This window comes from Butyrivibrio sp. AE2032, from assembly GCF_000702965.1.
The window spans coordinates 413045-429931 of the sequence record NZ_JNLF01000003.1 but is presented as its reverse complement, the minus strand read 5'-3'; the positions used below and the strand labels follow the sequence as shown (position 1 = coordinate 429931).

The window sequence follows — 16887 nt, the reverse complement described above, 5'->3', positions numbered from 1 at the left end:
ACAGAACCTTCCCCGCTGACTCGCACAAAAAAGCTGCCACACAATTAAGTGTGACAGCTTATTTTTATAGGATCTGCATACCGTGCTTGGTAGCTTCTTCAACCATGTCTTCTGGCCAGATGGAGCACTGTACCTCTCCAATGTGGGCCTTGCGCAGGAAGAACATGCAAATTCTGGACTGTCCGATTCCACCACCGATGGTGTAAGGAAGCTCCTTGTCAAGGATTGCCTTCTGGAATGGAAGCTCAGCTCTTTCAGTGCATCCGGCCTTCTCAAGCTGTTCCTTGAGGGAATTCTCGTCTACTCTGATACCCATGCTGGAAAGCTCAAGAGCGATGTCAAGAACAGGGTAGTATACGATGATGTCGGCATTGAGCTGCCAGTCATCATAGTCTGGTGCACGTCCGTCGTGCTTTTCACCGGAAGCAAGCTCATCACCGATTTGCATGATGCAGACAGCCTTCTTAGCCTTGGCAATGAAGTATTCGCGCTCCTTTGGAGTGTTATCCGGGAACATGTCCTCAAGTTCCTGAGTTGTGATAAAGAAGATATCCTCAGGAAGGATCTCCTCGATGTAATCATACTGGATGGACATGAACTTCTCGGTCTTGCGAAGAACCTTATATACGTTCCTTACTGTGTCCTTAAGGAAATCAATGTTCCTGTCCTCTTTATTTATAACCTTCTCCCAGTCCCACTGATCAACGAAGATAGAGTGGATATTATCGGGAACTTCATCTCTGCGAACGGCATTCATATCAGTGTAAAGGCCCTCGCCTACATTGAAGCCGTATTTCTTAAGCGCATATCTCTTCCATTTAGCAAGAGAGTGTACGATCTCAGCAGGCCTTCCGTTCTCATTGAGAATATCAAAGGCAACGGGACGCTCAACGCCGTTAAGATTGTCGTTAAGACCTGACTCAGGAGTTACAAACAAGGGAGCGGTTACACGCTGCAGATTAAGCCTTGTTGCAAGCATTCCCTGAAAGAAGTCCTTAACGGTCTTGATGCCCACCTGAGTGTCGTGGAGATCAAGCGCAGATTCATAGTTCTTTGGGATTTTAAGGTTTTCCATATATTTCCGCCACTTTCTTATAATTTATTCCATTCTCCATTTAATAACTTTTGCCAGTATATTGCAAGAAAAAAATGCGTGTAAAAATTCAAAAACTTGTCACAGAATTTTCACATAGTATTGGTATAGTTCTAATGTAATAACTTAAACGTTTTCACTTGACAACTTTAATTCGAAAAAGCGAGCACACAGTGATAAGGAGTAAAGGAAAAATGTTTGGAGAACTTATTAGAAAGCATATTACACTTAGTCCAAATCAGGTTAATGATTTCGTAAAGGCAGCAACAAAGTGTGACTTTGATGTTGATATATATTACAACAGGTATGTTGTTGATGCTAAGTCAATCCTCGGCGTATTTGGACTTGACCTCACAAAGCCTCTCACAGTAGAGTACAGAGGTTACGATCAGGGATTTGAGCAGTATCTCAAGGGCCTGGCTGTTCAGGCGTAAAGCGCATGATGTCCACAAAAGTAAATATCGTTATATAAGGAAAGCTCTCTGCGGGTGTGGTACAATTCATTAGTAAACACCCGGGAGGGCTTTTTGCATACTATGAAGATAACAATTTCCGTCCGCGGCCTTGTGGAATTTATCCTAAGGTCCGGCGATATAGACAACAGAATACATCAGGTAAGCGCCGATGCCATGCAGGAAGGCAGCAGGATACATCGCATGATCCAGAAGAGCATGGGGCCTGACTATCACCCGGAGGTATCTCTTTCTTATGAAAAGAGCTATGAAGGCTATGACCTTTTAGTTGAGGGAAGGGCAGACGGTATCCTTGACAAATACATGGATGAGCCACTTACTTCAGTGGAGGCAGGCCAGGAGTCCTTTTTTGAAAAAGAGCCGTATAAGCCCCTCATTGATGAGATAAAGGGAACCTACAGAGACCTGGCCAGGATGAAAGAGCCGGTGGATGTCCATCTTGCCCAGGCAAAGTGCTACGCAGCCATGTATCTGATAGATCGCCATTATCCTGAAGTGGATGTCAGAATGACCTACTGCAACATGGATACTGAGGAGAAAAGATATTTCGACCAGACCTTCACATATGATGAGATAACCACCTGGTTTTATGATCTTCTTGAAATGTACAGAAAATGGGCTGATTACAGGTGTAAGTGGATAGAAAAGAGGCAGGAGTCCATCAAAGCCACCCAGTTCCCCTTCCCCTACAGAGAAGGCCAGAAGGACCTGGCTGCTGCGGTTTACAGGACCATTGTCCATGGGAAAAAGCTCTTTTTAGAGGCTCCTACAGGTACCGGGAAGACCATATCCACCGTATTTCCTACAGTTAAGGCCATGGGGCAGGAAAAGATATCCAGGATTTTCTACCTTACAGCCAAGACCATAACAAGAACAGTGGCTGAGGAGGCCTTTGATACCTTGAGATCCGCTCAGGGCCTTCAGATGAAGACTGTTACTATAACAGCCAAGGACAAGATATGCTTTATAGATGAGCTTACAAGAGGCTGTAATCCTGAGGCCTGTCCCTATGCAAAGGGGCATTTTGACAGGATAAATGATGCTATATACGATCTGATGACCAGCAGTGACAAATTTGACAGGGATGCCATCGTAGAATATGCGAAAAAGCATCAGGTGTGTCCCTTTGAGATGTCTCTGGACATGAGCCTTTTTGCTGATGCCATAATCTGTGACTATAACTACGTCTTTGATCCCTTCGTGTATCTGAGGCGCTTTTTTGGTGATAGCACGAAACATGATTATGCTTTTCTGGTGGATGAGACCCATAACCTTCTGGACAGAGGAAGGGAGATGTATAGCGCAGTTCTAAGAAAAGAGAGCTTTCTGGACCTGAAAAGGACCATAAAGGAGTATCACCCCAGAATTGCCGGGCATCTTGACAAGTGCAACAAGGCTCTTTTGGAACTGAAAAGACAGTGCGACGAGTGCAAAATATATGATTCCATAGAAGGCTTTATTCAGGCCCTTAACAGGCTTTCATCCATCATGTCCCAGTATCTGGAGGACCACTCTGAGGGCCCTTGCAGGGAGGAAATACTTCTTTTCTACTTTGATATCAATAGATTCCTTACTATATATGAACTTTTGGACGACCACTACGTAATCTACGGGGAGTATGCCCAGGATGGCAGCTTTTTGCTGCGCCTTGCCTGCATCGATCCTTCCAGGAACCTTGCAACCTGCATGGGAAGGGCAGTAAGCACAATCCTGTTTTCTGCCACACTTTTGCCCATTCAGTACTATAAGTCCCTGCTTGGTGGAACAAGGGAGGATTTCGAAATCTATGCAAAATCCATCTTTGACCCCAAAAGGCTGGGATTATTCATTGGAACAGACGTTACCAGCAGGTATTCTGCGCGAAGTCCTGAGATGTACCTGAAGATAGCTACTTATATAGATGAGGTCATCAGAGCTAAGCAAGGAAACTACCTGATATTCTTCCCTTCTCATCAGTTCCTTGAGGAGGTTTACGAAGTCTATGAGGAACAGTTTTACGACCCAGACACAACGGAGCTTCTTGTCCAGAACAGCTTTATGACAGAGGAAGCCAGGGAAGCATTCCTTGGAAGGTTTTCCAGTGGCAACGATATGGACCTTTCGGAAGTTATCCACATGGACCTTGAGGTGGTGGAAGACAAAAACGTTCTTGGCTTTTGTGTTATGGGCGGAATCTTCAGCGAAGGCATAGATCTTAAGTACGACAGCCTTATCGGTGTCATTGTGGTTGGGACCGGAATTCCACTGGTGGGCAATGAAAGAGAGATCATCAGGGGATTTTTTGACAAAAGAGATGTGGACGGCTTTGACTATGCCTACAGATATCCGGGGATGAACAAGGTTCTCCAGGCTGCCGGGAGAGTTATCCGCACTGAGGATGACACAGGAGTTGTGGCTCTTTTGGACGACAGATTCATTCAGGGAAGTTATAAAGCTCTTTTCCCAAGGGAGTGGAAGGGCTACAGGACGGTTTCGACTACCTCGGTCAAAAACGAACTATCCCAGTTCTGGAGCGGATTTGAAGGCAAATGATGTGCTACTTTGAACAAAAAATCATGCAAAAACGGCAAAATGGTTGACATAAATCAGGCATAAATAAAAATATGTAAACCACAGAAAACAATAAATTGTATGAAATTGTAGATATAATTTATACAAAAGGCAGATAAATGATACAAAAGCTGGTGATAAATGACGACCCTGTCATGTGGATAACTCTGTGGAAATTGGGGATTAGTCGATAGAACATATATTCAATACCGCATAAATAGGCTATTCAAAAAGATTGATAAAACAGGGGGTAATGTAGAGGATAAAATGATATATGACCAACATGGTCAATACATATATGTAAACCACTGCTTTAAATGACATTTGTGTCATTAAAAATCCTGAAACCCAGTATCCATGCACGTTTCAAAAGCAGGCATATCTTTCTTGATAGACTTGACTCTATGTTGTAAAATGTCTTGGTATAGGCTTATTAAAAGAGGGGAACATATGAAATTAGAAAAGTTCGGTCAGGACGTTGTTCTTTTGAATAAGGAGATGCTGGCTGAAAGAGCAATCATGTCGGGGAAAATGATAAGCTCCTGTAATCGTCTTTTAAAGAGAGCAAAAGAGATTGATGATGTCAGGATCCTGGGATACAGCTATTATTACCTTGCAGATGCCTACTATCTCCTTAGTACTGATTATAAGAAATTTAATACTAACCTTTTGAAGGCCATTGAATATCTTCAGGCCTGTGGTGACATGGAGCATCTGGCAAGATGCTATAACCTTCTGGGAATAGATGCGCTTAACCATGGCAATTCTGAGCTTGCCCTTGATTTCTTCCTTAAGGGTCTTAAGTACAGTGAGGCTATTGATGAGATAAGCTCTGTTCCTGGCATGATCATGTTCAATATTGGCCAGATATACTATGACATCGGCGAAGTGAAGCAGGCTCTTTCTTATATAAGAGCAGCATACAAGGGAATCAGGAAAAACAAGAAGGACAGCCTATATCTTAGGAATCTTCTTTATTGCTATTGTTTCCAGGCCGACTGTTATATAGTTCTGAATAAACGTGACTCTGTGGAAAAGTGTATTCAGGGCATTGAGCAGCTTGAGCAGGACCCTGCGGCTAAGCCTGAACTTTTCCAGGATCTTCCTGTTTTGGATATCAAGATGCGTGGTTACCACTATCTTGGTGAAATGGAATACTACGAGAAATATGCCGACATGCTTTCTTATCAGCTTCAGAACAATAAGTTCCCTTTAGATAGCATGGAGGATATCTATACAATCTGTCGCTTCTTTATGAAAGTGGGGCGTCTCGGGGAAGTGAAGCGCATCATCAAAAATGCGGAGATATCCCTCAATGAACTGAACATACCTAACCTGAGGAAGGGATATGCCAAATTGAAGGTGGACTTTTATGAACTCATGGATAGTCCTAAGGATAAGGCAGAAGCTCTTTTGGAGTATTATGAAGCTTCCCTTCAGCAGGAGAAAGACGGAATTGCCAACTATAAGTTCTTTTTAAATATAAGGAATAGGCTATCTTCTATAGAAGAAGAGAACATTAAGCTCATGAAGCAGGCTGAGACCGATCCTTTGACAGGACTTGGAAACAGGTACGGCCTCAATAAGTTTGCAGACAAGGCGTTCGAGGATGCCTACCAGAATCACAGATCCCTTGCTGTCGAGATCCTGGATGTGGATAACTTCAAGCACTACAATGATACCTACGGACATCAGGTGGGGGATGACTGCCTTAAGAAAATATCTGATATAATCAAACGAGTCTGTGCTTCTTCCGAGGCCATCCATGGCTTCAGGTACGGCGGAGATGAATTTGTCATTATATATGAAGGAATGACTGATGATGAGATCATGGTCTGTGCAGCAAGTTTAAGAGACCAGGTGTTATCAATGAAGATCGGTGACAGAAAGACCGGAACCTTAGGAAATCTCACAATTTCTCAGGGTATCAGGAATTCCATTCCAAGCGAGACCAACAAGCTGTGGGATTACATGTACGCGGCTGACAACGCGCTTTACGACGTCAAAGAGCACAAGAAGGGTGAGGTGGTCCTTCTCCATAAGGCCATTATTTCCCAGGAGTCCCTTGACGAAGCCACATATAGTTGATATAAATACAGAGCATTTTCGAGTCTTGGCTCTGAAAGAAAGATAGGAGAATTAACGAATGAAGAAAGAACTTGAGAAGACCTACAATCCCAGGGATATTGAGGATCGTCTCTACTCCAGATGGGAGGAAAAGAAATATTTCCATGCTGAAGTAGATGAGACCAAAAAACCCTTTACTATTGTTATTCCACCCCCAAACATCACAGGTAAGCTCCACATGGGACATGCCTTTGACCAGACTCTTCAGGATATTCTTATCAGATGGAAGAGAATGCAGGGCTACAATGCTCTCTGGCAGCCTGGAACAGACCATGCCAGCATTGCTACTGAGGTTCGTATCACAAATGAGCTTAAGAAGCAGGGCATTGATAAAAGAGAGCTTGGCAGGGAGAAATTCCTTGAGAAGGCCTGGGAGTGGAAGAAAGAGTACGGCGGAACCATCGTTTCTCAGCTGAAAAAGCTTGGCTCTTCCTGTGATTGGGACAGAGAGCGTTTCACAATGGATGAGGGCTGTAACGAGGCTGTTACAGAAGTTTTCCTCAAGATGCATGAGAAAGGATATATTTACAAAGGCAGCAGGATCGTAAACTGGTGTCCTGTATGTAAGACTTCTATTTCAGATGCAGAGGTTGAGTACGAGGAGCAGGCTGGACATCTTTGGCACATCAAGTACCCTCTCATTGAGGATGACGGAAGTGTTTCCACTACAAAGTTCATCGAGTTTGCCACAACCCGTCCTGAGACCATGCTTGGTGATACAGCAGTAGCTGTAAACCCTGATGATGAAAGATACAAGGATTTCAAGGGCAAGAAGGTTCTTCTTCCTATAGTAAACAGAGAGCTTCCTATTGTAGAGGATGCTTATGTAGATATGGAATTTGGTACAGGTGTAGTTAAGATCACACCTGCTCACGACCCTAACGACTTCGAGGTTGGTAAGCGTCATAACCTTGAGGAGGTTAATATCCTCAACGACGATGCGACCATCAACGCTAATGGCGGCAAATTCGAGGGTATGGACAGATACGAGTGCAGAGATGCCATCGTAAAAGAGCTTGAGGAGATGGGACTCCTTGTTGAGATTGAGGATTACTCTCACAACGTAGGAACTCACGATCGTTGCCACACAACAGTTGAGCCTATGATCAAGGCTCAGTGGTTTGTAAAGATGGATGAGCTCATCAAGCCTGCTGTTAAGGCAGTTAAAGAGGGTGAGATCAAACTCATTCCACCAAGAATGGACAAGATCTACTTCAACTGGACAGACAATATCAGAGACTGGTGTATTTCCAGACAGCTCTGGTGGGGACACAGGATTCCGGCATATTACTGCGACAAGTGTGGTGAGGTAGTAGTTGCAAAAGAGATGCCTTCAGTATGTCCTAAGTGTGGACACAACCACTTCACACAGGATCCTGACACACTTGATACCTGGTTTTCATCAGCACTTTGGCCATTTGAGACCCTTGGATGGCCTCACGATACTAAGGAACTTAAATACTTCTTCCCTACAGACGTGCTTGTAACAGGTTATGACATTATCTTCTTCTGGGTTATCAGAATGATATTCTCCAGCTACGAGCAGATGGGAACCTACCCATTTAAGACAGTTCTTTTCCATGGTCTTATCAGAGACTCTCAGGGAAGAAAGATGAGTAAGTCCCTCGGCAACGGAATTGATCCTCTTGAGGTTATCGAGAATTACGGTGCTGACGCTCTTCGTCTTACCATCGTTACAGGAAACGCTCCAGGAAATGATATGCGTTTCTACAACGAAAGAGTAGAGAACAGCCGTAACTTTGCTAATAAGGTATGGAATGCATCCAGATTTATCATGATGAATATGGCAGAGGACGCTCCTTCAGCTATTCATCAGCCTATGCCGGCAGGACTTGAGCCTGTTGACCACTGGATCCTTTCAAAGCTCAACAACACTATCAAAGAAGTAACTGAGAACATGGATAAGTTTGAGCTTGGTATTGCAGTTCAGAAGGTTTATGACTTTATCTGGGATGAGTTCTGTGATTGGTACATTGAGATGGTTAAGCCTCGTCTGTACAATTCTGATGATGCTGTTTCCCACGAGGCAGCTCTTTGGACACTGCAGACTGTACTTATCAATTCACTTAAGCTTCTTCACCCATACATGCCATTCGTAACTGAGGAGATCTTCTGTACTCTTCAGGATGAGGAGGAATCAATCATGATCTCCGACTGGCCTGTATACAAGGAGGAGTGGAACTTTGCTGCTGACGAGAAGGCTATTGAGACCATCAAGGAAGCAGTTCGCGGAATCCGTAACGTACGTACTCAGATGAATGTTGCTCCTTCAAGGAAGGCAAAGGTATTTGTTGTAAGTGATAATAAAGAAACACTTGATATCTTTACAACAGGTAAGCTCTTCTTTGAGGCCCTTGCTTATGCTTCAGAGTCAGTATGCCAGTCTGGCAAGGATGGAATTGCAGATGATGCTGTGTCTGTAGTCCTTGCTGATGCAACAGTATATATTCCTTTCTCAGATCTTGTGGATATCTCTGCAGAGATCGAGCGTCTTAAGAAGGAACAGGCTAAGCTTGCCGGAGAGCTTAAGAGATCTCAGGGCATGCTTTCCAATGAGAAATTCCTTGCTAAGGCCCCGGCAGACAAGATTGCTGAGGAAAAAGAAAAACAGCAAAAATACCAGCAGACTTATGATCAGATAACAGAAAGACTTGCTCAGTTATCAAAGTGATCATAAGTTTATAGGGAAACTATGAACGATAATTTACTAGGAACTGCCCAGGAACTGATAGAAAGAGCTGATAACAGCGCCAAGATCACTGCTGATGAATGCGAGGCCTTTCTCAATCAGGTTCCGGGCTTCACTGACAAACATACTATAGAAGACACCAGGGCTTTTTTGGAGTACCTGGGGTCTCCTGACGAGAATATAAAGATAATACACGTGGCAGGAACCAACGGAAAGGGTTCTGTGTGTAATTACCTTTCATCAGTGCTCATAAAGGCTGATTATTCGGTGGGAATGTTTACATCACCCCATCTGGTCAGGATAAATGAGAGATTTGCTATTGATGGGAAGCCCATATCCGAGGGTGTCTTCGTGGAAGTATTTATAGAGACTTTGAGAAGAGTCATGGAATACGGACATGAGGACTATTTCCCTACATATTTTGAGTTCCTGTTCTTTGTTTCCATGCTTTTGTATGATGTTTATCCGGTGGATTATCTCATATTGGAGACCGGCCTTGGAGGCAGGCTTGATGCTACCAATGCAATTTCTAAGCCGCTTCTTACAGTTATTACTGAGATTGGATATGATCATATGCAGTATCTGGGCAATACCCTTGAGGCTATTGCAGGTGAAAAGGCAGGGATCATTAAGCCGGGAGTTCCGGTAGTCTTTTTTGACAAAAGACCTGAGACCACCGAAGTTATCAAAAAAGTCGCTTTAGAGAACGATTCCAGGGCAATTGCCATTGAGAGTCGGAACATCGAAAATGTCCAGTCTTTGAAGGATGAGAGCGGCAACAAATACATTGCTTTTTCGTATAATTCTTTATATGATAAATATGCTGACCTTAGGCTCTCCACACAGGCTCTTTATCAGCCTGAGAACGCTGCAATTGCAGTTACAAGTCTGGAGATCTTAAGGGATAATGGCGCTTCCATTACTGAGCTTGATATCAGGGAAGGCCTTCTTTCCGCCAAGTGGGAGGGAAGAATGGAAGAGATGCGTCCGGGAATATATGTGGATGGCGCCCATAACCTGGATGGTATCGATGCGTTTCTTAAAAGCGTATCAGGAATAAGCTGTGAAGGAAGAAAGCTTTTACTGTTTGGTATCGTTGGAGATAAGCAGTACAAGGACATCATACTGGAGATTCTAAAGAGTCAGCAGTTTGATGCAATTTATGTTGCAGTTCTGGAGACATCAAGGTCTGTATCTGTATCGGATCTTAAGACTGCCTTTGAGGACAGCAAGGAGGAGCTGGGTATCATTGGTCTTCCAATGAAGTACTACAGCAATGTAAGAGATGCCGTGACCGACATCATTACCATGAGAAAATCAGGAGACTATGTATTTTCCGCCGGTTCACTATATCTGGCAGGACAGATCAAGGCTCTTATTTGATAAAGAGGGGCATTATGTTAAATTTTGAAGAAGAGCTTAAAAAGTTCAGGCCAAGCCTTGAGATCGAGGATGCTGAGGAAATCATTTACAATCAGGACATCGATGATATGTCAGATGTACTGGTGAAGCTCCTTAAGGAAGCGAAAGACGAATCAGATTCTACGAAAAGGAATAAGTAATAATGGCTACGACCAAGGGGAAGCTCAAGAGCTTATCTAATAGATATTACAATGAGGGTCTGGAAAAGGCCGGCATCAGGGATATGTCCGGAGCCATAGAGTCCTTAAGACAGAGCCTTAAGCTTGATAAATACAACATAAACGCCAGAAACCTTTTAGGACTGGTTTATTATGAGACCGGTGAAGTAGTACCGGCTCTTTCAGAATGGGTTATCAGTAAGAACCTTCAACCTGAGGACAATGCTGCTGACTACTATATGGATTCAGTCAGAAACAGCCCTTCTCATCTGGAAAACGTCAATCAGACCATCAAGAAGTTTAATATTGCGCTTAATTACTGTCACCAGGACAGCCTTGACCTGGCAGTGATCCAGCTTAAAAAAGTGCTTTCCTTAAACCCAGGTTTTATCAAAGCACATCTTTTGCTTGCGCTTTTATATCTTAAGAACGGAAACTGGGATAGAGCAAAGATAGAGTGCCAGAAGGCCCTCAAGCTTGATACCGGTAATGTTATGGCAAAGCGCTACCTTAAGGAAGCTGACAGTATGCTGCTTCCCGGTGAAAGCGGAAAGCTTGTATCAGACGTTGCAGCATCTGAGAGCGACGATGTTATCAGATATAACAGTGGCAACGAGATGATCATCCAGCCTGTTAAAAAGTCAGCTATCACAAGGAGCAATTCCATCTGGGGAATCGTTCTTGGAATCGTTCTTGGTGTGGCTGTAGCCTGCTTTCTTATTCTTCCGCAGCGAATCCAGAACATAAACGGAAGCAATCAGGAGAAGATAGCTCAGATCAGCGAGGAGTCTGACGCCAAGTCAGCTCAGATCGTTTCCTATGAGCAGCAGGTCAAGTCCCTTCAGGAGGAGATTGATAAGCTCAGCACCCAGGTCACAGACTACGAGGGTGTGGATTCAACATCTGCAGCTATGAACAGTCTTATGAAGGCTGTAAACATATATATGGAGGAGCCTTCAGATATCGAGGGCATGGCAGAGGCTATGGCAGGCCTTGATCTTGACGCCATAAGCGGAGATGTGTCTCCTGAGTTCAAGTCACTTTACGACTATCTTATGACCAAGGTTGGACCAAAGCTTGCTGATTCCTACTACAATACAGGTTATGATGCCTTCAAGAAAGAGGATTATGAGCTTGCAATCACAAATCTTTCAAAGGCCTATCAGTATGACAACACTAATGTAAACACCCTTTACTACCTGGGAAATGCTTATTACAGCAGCGGAGATATCGACAAGGCAAAAGAGATCTACGATGCCGTGATCACAAACTTCCCGGATACTCAGAGTGCCCAGGCTGCTGAGACAAAGCTTGCGGAGATCAATAACTCAAATGGTTAATTTTTCGGACCTTAATTTTATATTCAGGTTTTTGCCTTTATTTGTTATAGCGTATTATGTAACGCCCACCAGATTCAGAACATGGACTCTTCTCTTAGGGAGTCTTTTGTTTTATGCTGTGGGTGATATTAGAATGTTCCCGGCACTTATTGTGGCAGTTTTGGTCAATTTCCTCTTTGCCAAGGCTCAGTTTGGGGAAAAGAGTAAGTCCCTGCTTTTATTTATTCTGGCTATAGACGCGGGAATGCTTATAGAATTCAAGATACTTGGTCAGTTTGTTGACAGTTCTCTTTTGCCAATAGGCATCAGCTTTTATGTGTTCAAAATGATCTCCTATCAGATGGATGTATATCGGGGAAAGATAGAAAAGGATGCTTCATTCCTGAATGTGGCAGCCTATTTTTGCATGTTTCCTCAGATTGTTTCAGGCCCCATCATGCGATATGAGAAATTTCTTGATAATCCCATGCTTTTTAAAGAAGACGGAAAGGCTGCTCTGATTGAGATAGTAGGAGCCATTGAGGATGGACTGAGGTTCTTTGTGGCAGGTCTTGCCATGAAGGTTCTTTTGGCTGATCATCTGGCTATGCTCTGGAAGGATATAGGAACCATAGGCTATGAGAGTATTTCTACACCTCTGGCCTGGCTTGGAGCAGTTACCTATTCAATGGAGCTATATTTTGATTTCTGGGGCTATTCTCTTATGGCTGCAGGTATAGGTGTGATGCTGGGATTTCCCTTTGTAGTTAACTTTGATCAGCCTTACGGGTCAGGAAGTGTTTCCGAGTTCTACAGAAGATGGCACGCAACCCTTGGCTCCTGGTTCAGGGATTATATCTATATTCCTCTTGGAGGAAGCAGAAAGGGAGAGGGAAGGACTGTTTTCAATCTCCTGGTAGTATGGCTTATAACAGGTTTCTGGCATGGCGTGACTCCCAACTTTATCATGTGGGGACTGTCTCTTTTCCTTATTATCGTGCTGGAGCGCCTCATTGTATTTAAAAGACTTCCCGGCTTTCTTTCAAAGATTATCGGGAAGATAAATGTGCTGGTTCTTATACCACTTACCTGGGTTGTGTTTGCAATATCTGATCTTAAGATGCTTGGGGACTACTTCATGAGACTGTTCCCATTCTTTGGACAGGGTATTGCAGTTAATGATAATGACTTTTTCAAGAATGTGGGAGTGTATTGGACAGTGCTTGTTCCGGGGCTTATCCTCCTTATTCCCAAGGTGTTTGAAACCTGGGAAAACCACAGAAGGAACCCACTTTTCACAGTGCTCTGGATTGCGCTCTTCTGGGTTTGCATCTACAGTATCTCAGGTGCTGCAGGAAATCCGTTCATGTACTTCCGATTCTGATGGATAGATTAACGTTAGGATATATTGAATGAAAGTTTTGAAGGAATGTCCAATCTTAATAGGGATTGTACTGATAGGCGTGGTACTGACTATCGTATCTTTTATCTTTAAGGATACGGTTTACTCAGAGTACGCTGATACTGTCTCTGATGGCAAGATTCCCGTGCTTTCGCTGGTACTTAAGGGTGCCAGGGATGAGGTTTACCCCTGGAGCACGCCTTCAGTGGAGGAGGAAGCTCTTTTACCTGCACCGGAGGAGGTTGTAGAGCCTGCTGCAGAGGAGCAGGAAGGGACTACGCTGATAATTGCCGGTGAGAAGCAGGAGTTCCAGCCTGGGCAGGTTTCAGCAAATGATGTGTCGGGAAATGATATCTCAGGCAATAGTGAGCCGGAAGTATATGAATTTACTGAGGTTGATGACGATTACTTCACTGATGCTCTCTTTATCGGTGATTCAAGAACTGTGGGACTTTCAGAGTACTGCGAGGAGCTGGATACAAGGGCAACCTTCTATTCAAAGGTATCTCTTACTATCTTCGACGTGATGAAGAAGGAATTCATCAAGACTGATGATGGCAAGATAGGTGTAGAACAGGCTCTTTCTGAGAATCAGTTTGGAAAGATCTATATAATGCTCGGGCTTAATGAGATAGGAACAGGAGATACCCAGTATTTCACTGATGCCTACAAGGAGGTAGTGGACAGGATCAGAGAGCTTCAGCCTGATGCCATTATCTATATCCAGGGTATTATGCACGTAACAGGCAAGAAGAGTGACAATGACAAGTACTTTAACAATGCCAGAATTAACGAGAGAAATGCAGCTATCAGTGAGCTGGCAGATCAGAAGGATATCTTTTACCTTGATATGAACGAGTCGGTGGACGATGAAGATGGCAATCTTGACAGCACACTGACCTTTGATGATGTGCATCTTAAGGCTTCATCCTACGAAAGATGGCATCAGTACTTGTTGCATAATGCGATTGTAAAATAGTAGACTAGGAGATATAAAAAATGGCCAGAGAAATGACTTTTAAGATGGAAAGGCCGGGACTTTTGAAGGAAGGGGATCACGTTACAGTAACAGAGGGTGTCCTTCCCAGCAATTACTACTACACAATTGACCCATCCCTTGCCATGTCAGGCAATTTCCCCTTCAGGGAAAGAATGCTTGAGAGAGAGGGCGTGGTAACAAAAGTTGAGGAAAACGCCCGGGGATTCTACGTTACTGCTCTATTTGAGGCAAAGGAAGAGTAAAGCTTTTTTTACAAGATCATAATATACGAGGAGGACAACAACATGGAATACGTATCAACAGACAAGGCACCAGCAGCTATCGGACCTTATTCACAGGCTATCAAGGCTGGAGATTTTCTTTATGCTTCAGGCCAGATCCCGATCAATCCTGCAAATGGTGAGATCGACACCACAACTATCACTGATCAGGCTGACAGAGTTTGCAGAAACATCGGTGAGATCTTGAAGGCAGCAGGCACAGATTACAGCCATGTTGTTAAGACAACCTGTTTCCTTGCAGAGATGAGCGATTTTGCTGCTTTCAATGCAGTATATGAGAAGTACTTCACAGGAAAGCCTGCAAGAAGCTGCGTTGCAGTAAAGCAGCTCCCAAGAAACGTTCTCTGCGAAGTAGAAATTATTGCTTACCTTAAGTAATCACCTAGCGAGGGAATATTTATGAAGAAACGGATTGTGGCCAGCTTTTTGCTGCTATCCACATTGCTGTCCGGCTGCGGAAGCCTGGCAGGCAGACACAATATAGATTCCGGTTTCAGCTATATTGAGAGCCACGAGTATCAGAGCGCCTTGGAAAGCTTCGAGGCAGCTGAGGAAGGTGGGGAGGATCAGTGCCTTATCCACAGGGGAAAGGGCATTGTTCACTTAAAGCGCGGGGAATATGACCTGGCGGCAACCGAACTTTTGGCCTCTCTTGCAGCTGATGAGGGAATAGTTGATGACATGGACTTTGATTCCAACTATTACCTGGCGGAAGCATACCTTAATCTCAAGGAATATGACAAGGCAAAAGAGGTTTATGACGCCATTATCGCTCTTAGAGACAAGGACAGCAATGCCTATTATCTTCGTGGTACAGCGGAACTTGCAGCCGGGAACCACGACCAGGGCTACGCTGACTTTTCAAGGGCCATTGCTCTTAACTCCAGAGACTATTCCATGATGATCATGATCTATAAGTCTCTTGATGAATATGGCTACAGCGATGAGGCTCTTTCTATCCTGCAGACAGCCATGGATAACGGCAGTGATTTTATGTCAAACTATGAAAAGGGTCAGATCTCTTTTTATCTTGGAAATAATGCTGAGGCCCAGAGTTACCTTGAGGCAGCCAGAAATGAGAAGGGCCAGGAAAAAGAGCCTGTGGTAATCCTTCTTGGACAGACAGGGGAAAAGCAGGGTGACTACAACTACGCCATCAGCGTTTACAGAAATTACCTTGCAGAAGACCCAAACAGTGCCAAAGTCTACAATCAGCTTGGTATCTGCCAAATAAGACAGGGAGACTACGAGTCGGCTGTATCATCCTTCCAGTCTGGCATATCTTTGGACAATAAGGATCTGGATCAGGCCCTTAGACTAAACGAGATCACAGCCTACGAGTACATGGGCGAGTTCAAGGTGGCAGCTTCCCTAATGGAAGAGTACCTTGCTACATATCCCGACGATCAGGAAGCAGTTCGTGAGAGCATCTTCCTGTCTAGCCGATGAGGAAAATGTAGCCTTCCCAGACTCCAGGCCCCGAAGCCATACATTTGGAAATGCGCAGTTCTCGCACGAGGCGATGATTTTCAGAATGAAAAAAACAGTAAGTGCCGATTGCTTTGAGCAACGTCGAAATGAGGCACTTACTGTTTTTTGAGTTCTAGAAAATCACAACGCAGGAGCAAACAAGTATTTGCGAATGTATGGCTTCGGGGCCTGGAGTCTGGGAAGACTTCATTTTTTCTTCTTCCCTGTGTACTGGCGGACGATTCTTCTAACAGCCTCTTCCAGGTGGGGCTTCAAGTCAGAAAGGGAAACCGGATCATTAAACATGATGGAGCTGTAGCCGGTGGAGCCGACGAGCTCTATTATAAGGAAAAGCATGACTTCCGGATCCTTAAGCTCTACCTCCGATTCTTCTATCATGCGCTGATATACGGCGCCAAAATCCACGTCCTCAGAACTTACGGGAGTAATGAGAGCTCTTTTGAACACAGCCCAGGAAAGATCCTTATAAATGAAGGCCAAAAGCCCCTTGTTTGCATCCAGCTCGTCCAGGACGTAATCCATAATGAAGATTATCCTGTCCTCGAAAACGGTAATCCCGGACTCTTCCAGCGCATTGTAGGCCTGTATAAAGAGCTGACTGGACTTGTGGGCGATGAGCCTGTTCCTTATATCATACTTGTCTTTGAAATAAAGGTAGAAGGTACCCTTGGCAACCTCTGCTTTATTTACTATATCTGAGATGGAGGTCTTATTGATGCCTTGAGACGTGAAGAGCTCAAAGGAGGCATTTAAAAGGCTTTCCATCTTCATCTTTTTGTTTTGGTCAGCTTTTCCCATAGCTTTATTCCCTTTCTAGCATAATTATATCATCCCGAAGAATAATTTTTGAAATAAATTATT

General features: G+C 44.0%; 14 protein-coding genes. 12 read left to right on the top strand and 2 right to left on the bottom strand.

Features of this window, described 5'->3' with window-relative positions:
• Positions 1-64 precede the first annotated feature (64 nt).
• Entirely contained in the window at positions 65-1075 is a 1011-nt protein-coding gene (gene asnA, locus BO18_RS03575; protein ID WP_034443646.1) for an aspartate--ammonia ligase, read from the bottom strand.
• A gap of 212 nt (positions 1076-1287) precedes the next feature.
• Here asnA and BO18_RS03570 point away from each other — a divergent pair, with 212 nt between their 5' ends.
• The 12 genes from BO18_RS03570 (at position 1288) to BO18_RS03515 (ending at position 15984) form a co-directional block, all read left to right on the top strand.
• A complete protein-coding gene (locus BO18_RS03570) occupies positions 1288-1527 on the top strand; it encodes an HPr family phosphocarrier protein (RefSeq protein WP_034443644.1) in 240 nt (79 codons plus the stop codon).
• Between the two features lie 102 nt (positions 1528-1629).
• The gene (locus BO18_RS03565) at positions 1630-4098 is read left to right on the top strand and encodes an ATP-dependent DNA helicase (RefSeq protein WP_034443643.1); all 2469 of its coding nucleotides are present in this window, start codon (positions 1630-1632) and stop codon (positions 4096-4098) included.
• Positions 4099-4566: 468 nt separating this feature from the next.
• Entirely contained in the window at positions 4567-6204 is a 1638-nt protein-coding gene (locus BO18_RS32390; protein WP_051688478.1) for a GGDEF domain-containing protein, read from the top strand.
• A 58-nt stretch (positions 6205-6262) separates the two neighbouring features.
• Positions 6263-8935: a valine--tRNA ligase gene (locus tag BO18_RS03555; protein WP_034443642.1), complete on the top strand. Its 2673-nt coding sequence runs from the start codon at positions 6263-6265 to the stop codon at positions 8933-8935.
• Positions 8936-8956: 21 nt separating this feature from the next.
• A complete protein-coding gene (locus BO18_RS03550; RefSeq protein WP_081860894.1) occupies positions 8957-10336 on the top strand; it encodes a bifunctional folylpolyglutamate synthase/dihydrofolate synthase in 1380 nt (459 codons plus the stop codon).
• A 14-nt stretch (positions 10337-10350) separates the two neighbouring features.
• Complete coding sequence (locus BO18_RS34715; RefSeq protein ID WP_034443641.1) at positions 10351-10515, top strand: hypothetical protein; 165 nt, start codon at positions 10351-10353, stop codon at positions 10513-10515.
• A 2-nt stretch (positions 10516-10517) separates the two neighbouring features.
• Positions 10518-11873, top strand: a complete 1356-nt coding sequence (locus tag BO18_RS03540) for a tetratricopeptide repeat protein (RefSeq protein ID WP_034443639.1) — start codon at positions 10518-10520, stop codon at positions 11871-11873.
• Positions 11866-13236: an MBOAT family O-acyltransferase gene (locus BO18_RS03535; RefSeq protein ID WP_034443638.1), complete on the top strand. Its 1371-nt coding sequence runs from the start codon at positions 11866-11868 to the stop codon at positions 13234-13236. The genes BO18_RS03540 and BO18_RS03535 overlap by 8 nt, the downstream gene beginning before the upstream one ends.
• Before the next feature lie 28 nt (positions 13237-13264).
• Positions 13265-14233 (top strand): GDSL-type esterase/lipase family protein, encoded by a 969-nt coding sequence (locus BO18_RS03530; protein WP_034443637.1) that lies wholly within the window; start codon positions 13265-13267, stop codon positions 14231-14233.
• A 20-nt stretch (positions 14234-14253) separates the two neighbouring features.
• Positions 14254-14496: a hypothetical protein gene (locus BO18_RS03525; RefSeq protein WP_034443635.1), complete on the top strand. Its 243-nt coding sequence runs from the start codon at positions 14254-14256 to the stop codon at positions 14494-14496.
• A 42-nt stretch (positions 14497-14538) separates the two neighbouring features.
• The gene (locus BO18_RS03520) at positions 14539-14913 is read left to right on the top strand and encodes a RidA family protein (protein WP_034443634.1); all 375 of its coding nucleotides are present in this window, start codon (positions 14539-14541) and stop codon (positions 14911-14913) included.
• 21 nt (positions 14914-14934) lie between these two features.
• On the top strand, positions 14935-15984 hold the full coding sequence (locus tag BO18_RS03515) for a tetratricopeptide repeat protein (RefSeq protein ID WP_034443632.1): 1050 nt from the start codon (positions 14935-14937) through the stop codon (positions 15982-15984).
• Between the two features lie 228 nt (positions 15985-16212).
• Here BO18_RS03515 and BO18_RS03510 read toward each other — a convergent pair whose 3' ends face one another.
• A complete protein-coding gene (locus BO18_RS03510) occupies positions 16213-16824 on the bottom strand; it encodes a TetR/AcrR family transcriptional regulator (RefSeq protein ID WP_034443631.1) in 612 nt (203 codons plus the stop codon).
• Between the last annotated feature and the right edge of the window lie 63 nt (positions 16825-16887).

Excerpts from the sequence above, each read along its gene's own strand:
- asnA (WP_034443646.1), bottom strand. The coding sequence starts at position 1,075 with ATGGAAAACCTTAAAATCCCAAAGAACTATGAATCTGCGCTTGATCTC.
- BO18_RS03570 (WP_034443644.1), top strand. The coding sequence starts at position 1,288 with ATGTTTGGAGAACTTATTAGAAAGCATATTACACTTAGTCCAAATCAG.
- BO18_RS03565 (WP_034443643.1), top strand. The coding sequence starts at position 1,630 with ATGAAGATAACAATTTCCGTCCGCGGCCTTGTGGAATTTATCCTAAGG.
- BO18_RS32390 (WP_051688478.1), top strand. The coding sequence starts at position 4,567 with ATGAAATTAGAAAAGTTCGGTCAGGACGTTGTTCTTTTGAATAAGGAG.
- BO18_RS03555 (WP_034443642.1), top strand. The coding sequence starts at position 6,263 with ATGAAGAAAGAACTTGAGAAGACCTACAATCCCAGGGATATTGAGGAT.
- BO18_RS03550 (WP_081860894.1), top strand. The coding sequence starts at position 8,957 with ATGAACGATAATTTACTAGGAACTGCCCAGGAACTGATAGAAAGAGCT.
- BO18_RS34715 (WP_034443641.1), top strand. The coding sequence starts at position 10,351 with ATGTTAAATTTTGAAGAAGAGCTTAAAAAGTTCAGGCCAAGCCTTGAG.
- BO18_RS03540 (WP_034443639.1), top strand. The coding sequence starts at position 10,518 with ATGGCTACGACCAAGGGGAAGCTCAAGAGCTTATCTAATAGATATTAC.
- BO18_RS03535 (WP_034443638.1), top strand. The coding sequence starts at position 11,866 with ATGGTTAATTTTTCGGACCTTAATTTTATATTCAGGTTTTTGCCTTTA.
- BO18_RS03530 (WP_034443637.1), top strand. The coding sequence starts at position 13,265 with ATGAAAGTTTTGAAGGAATGTCCAATCTTAATAGGGATTGTACTGATA.
- BO18_RS03525 (WP_034443635.1), top strand. The coding sequence starts at position 14,254 with ATGGCCAGAGAAATGACTTTTAAGATGGAAAGGCCGGGACTTTTGAAG.
- BO18_RS03520 (WP_034443634.1), top strand. The coding sequence starts at position 14,539 with ATGGAATACGTATCAACAGACAAGGCACCAGCAGCTATCGGACCTTAT.
- BO18_RS03515 (WP_034443632.1), top strand. The coding sequence starts at position 14,935 with ATGAAGAAACGGATTGTGGCCAGCTTTTTGCTGCTATCCACATTGCTG.
- BO18_RS03510 (WP_034443631.1), bottom strand. The coding sequence starts at position 16,824 with ATGGGAAAAGCTGACCAAAACAAAAAGATGAAGATGGAAAGCCTTTTA.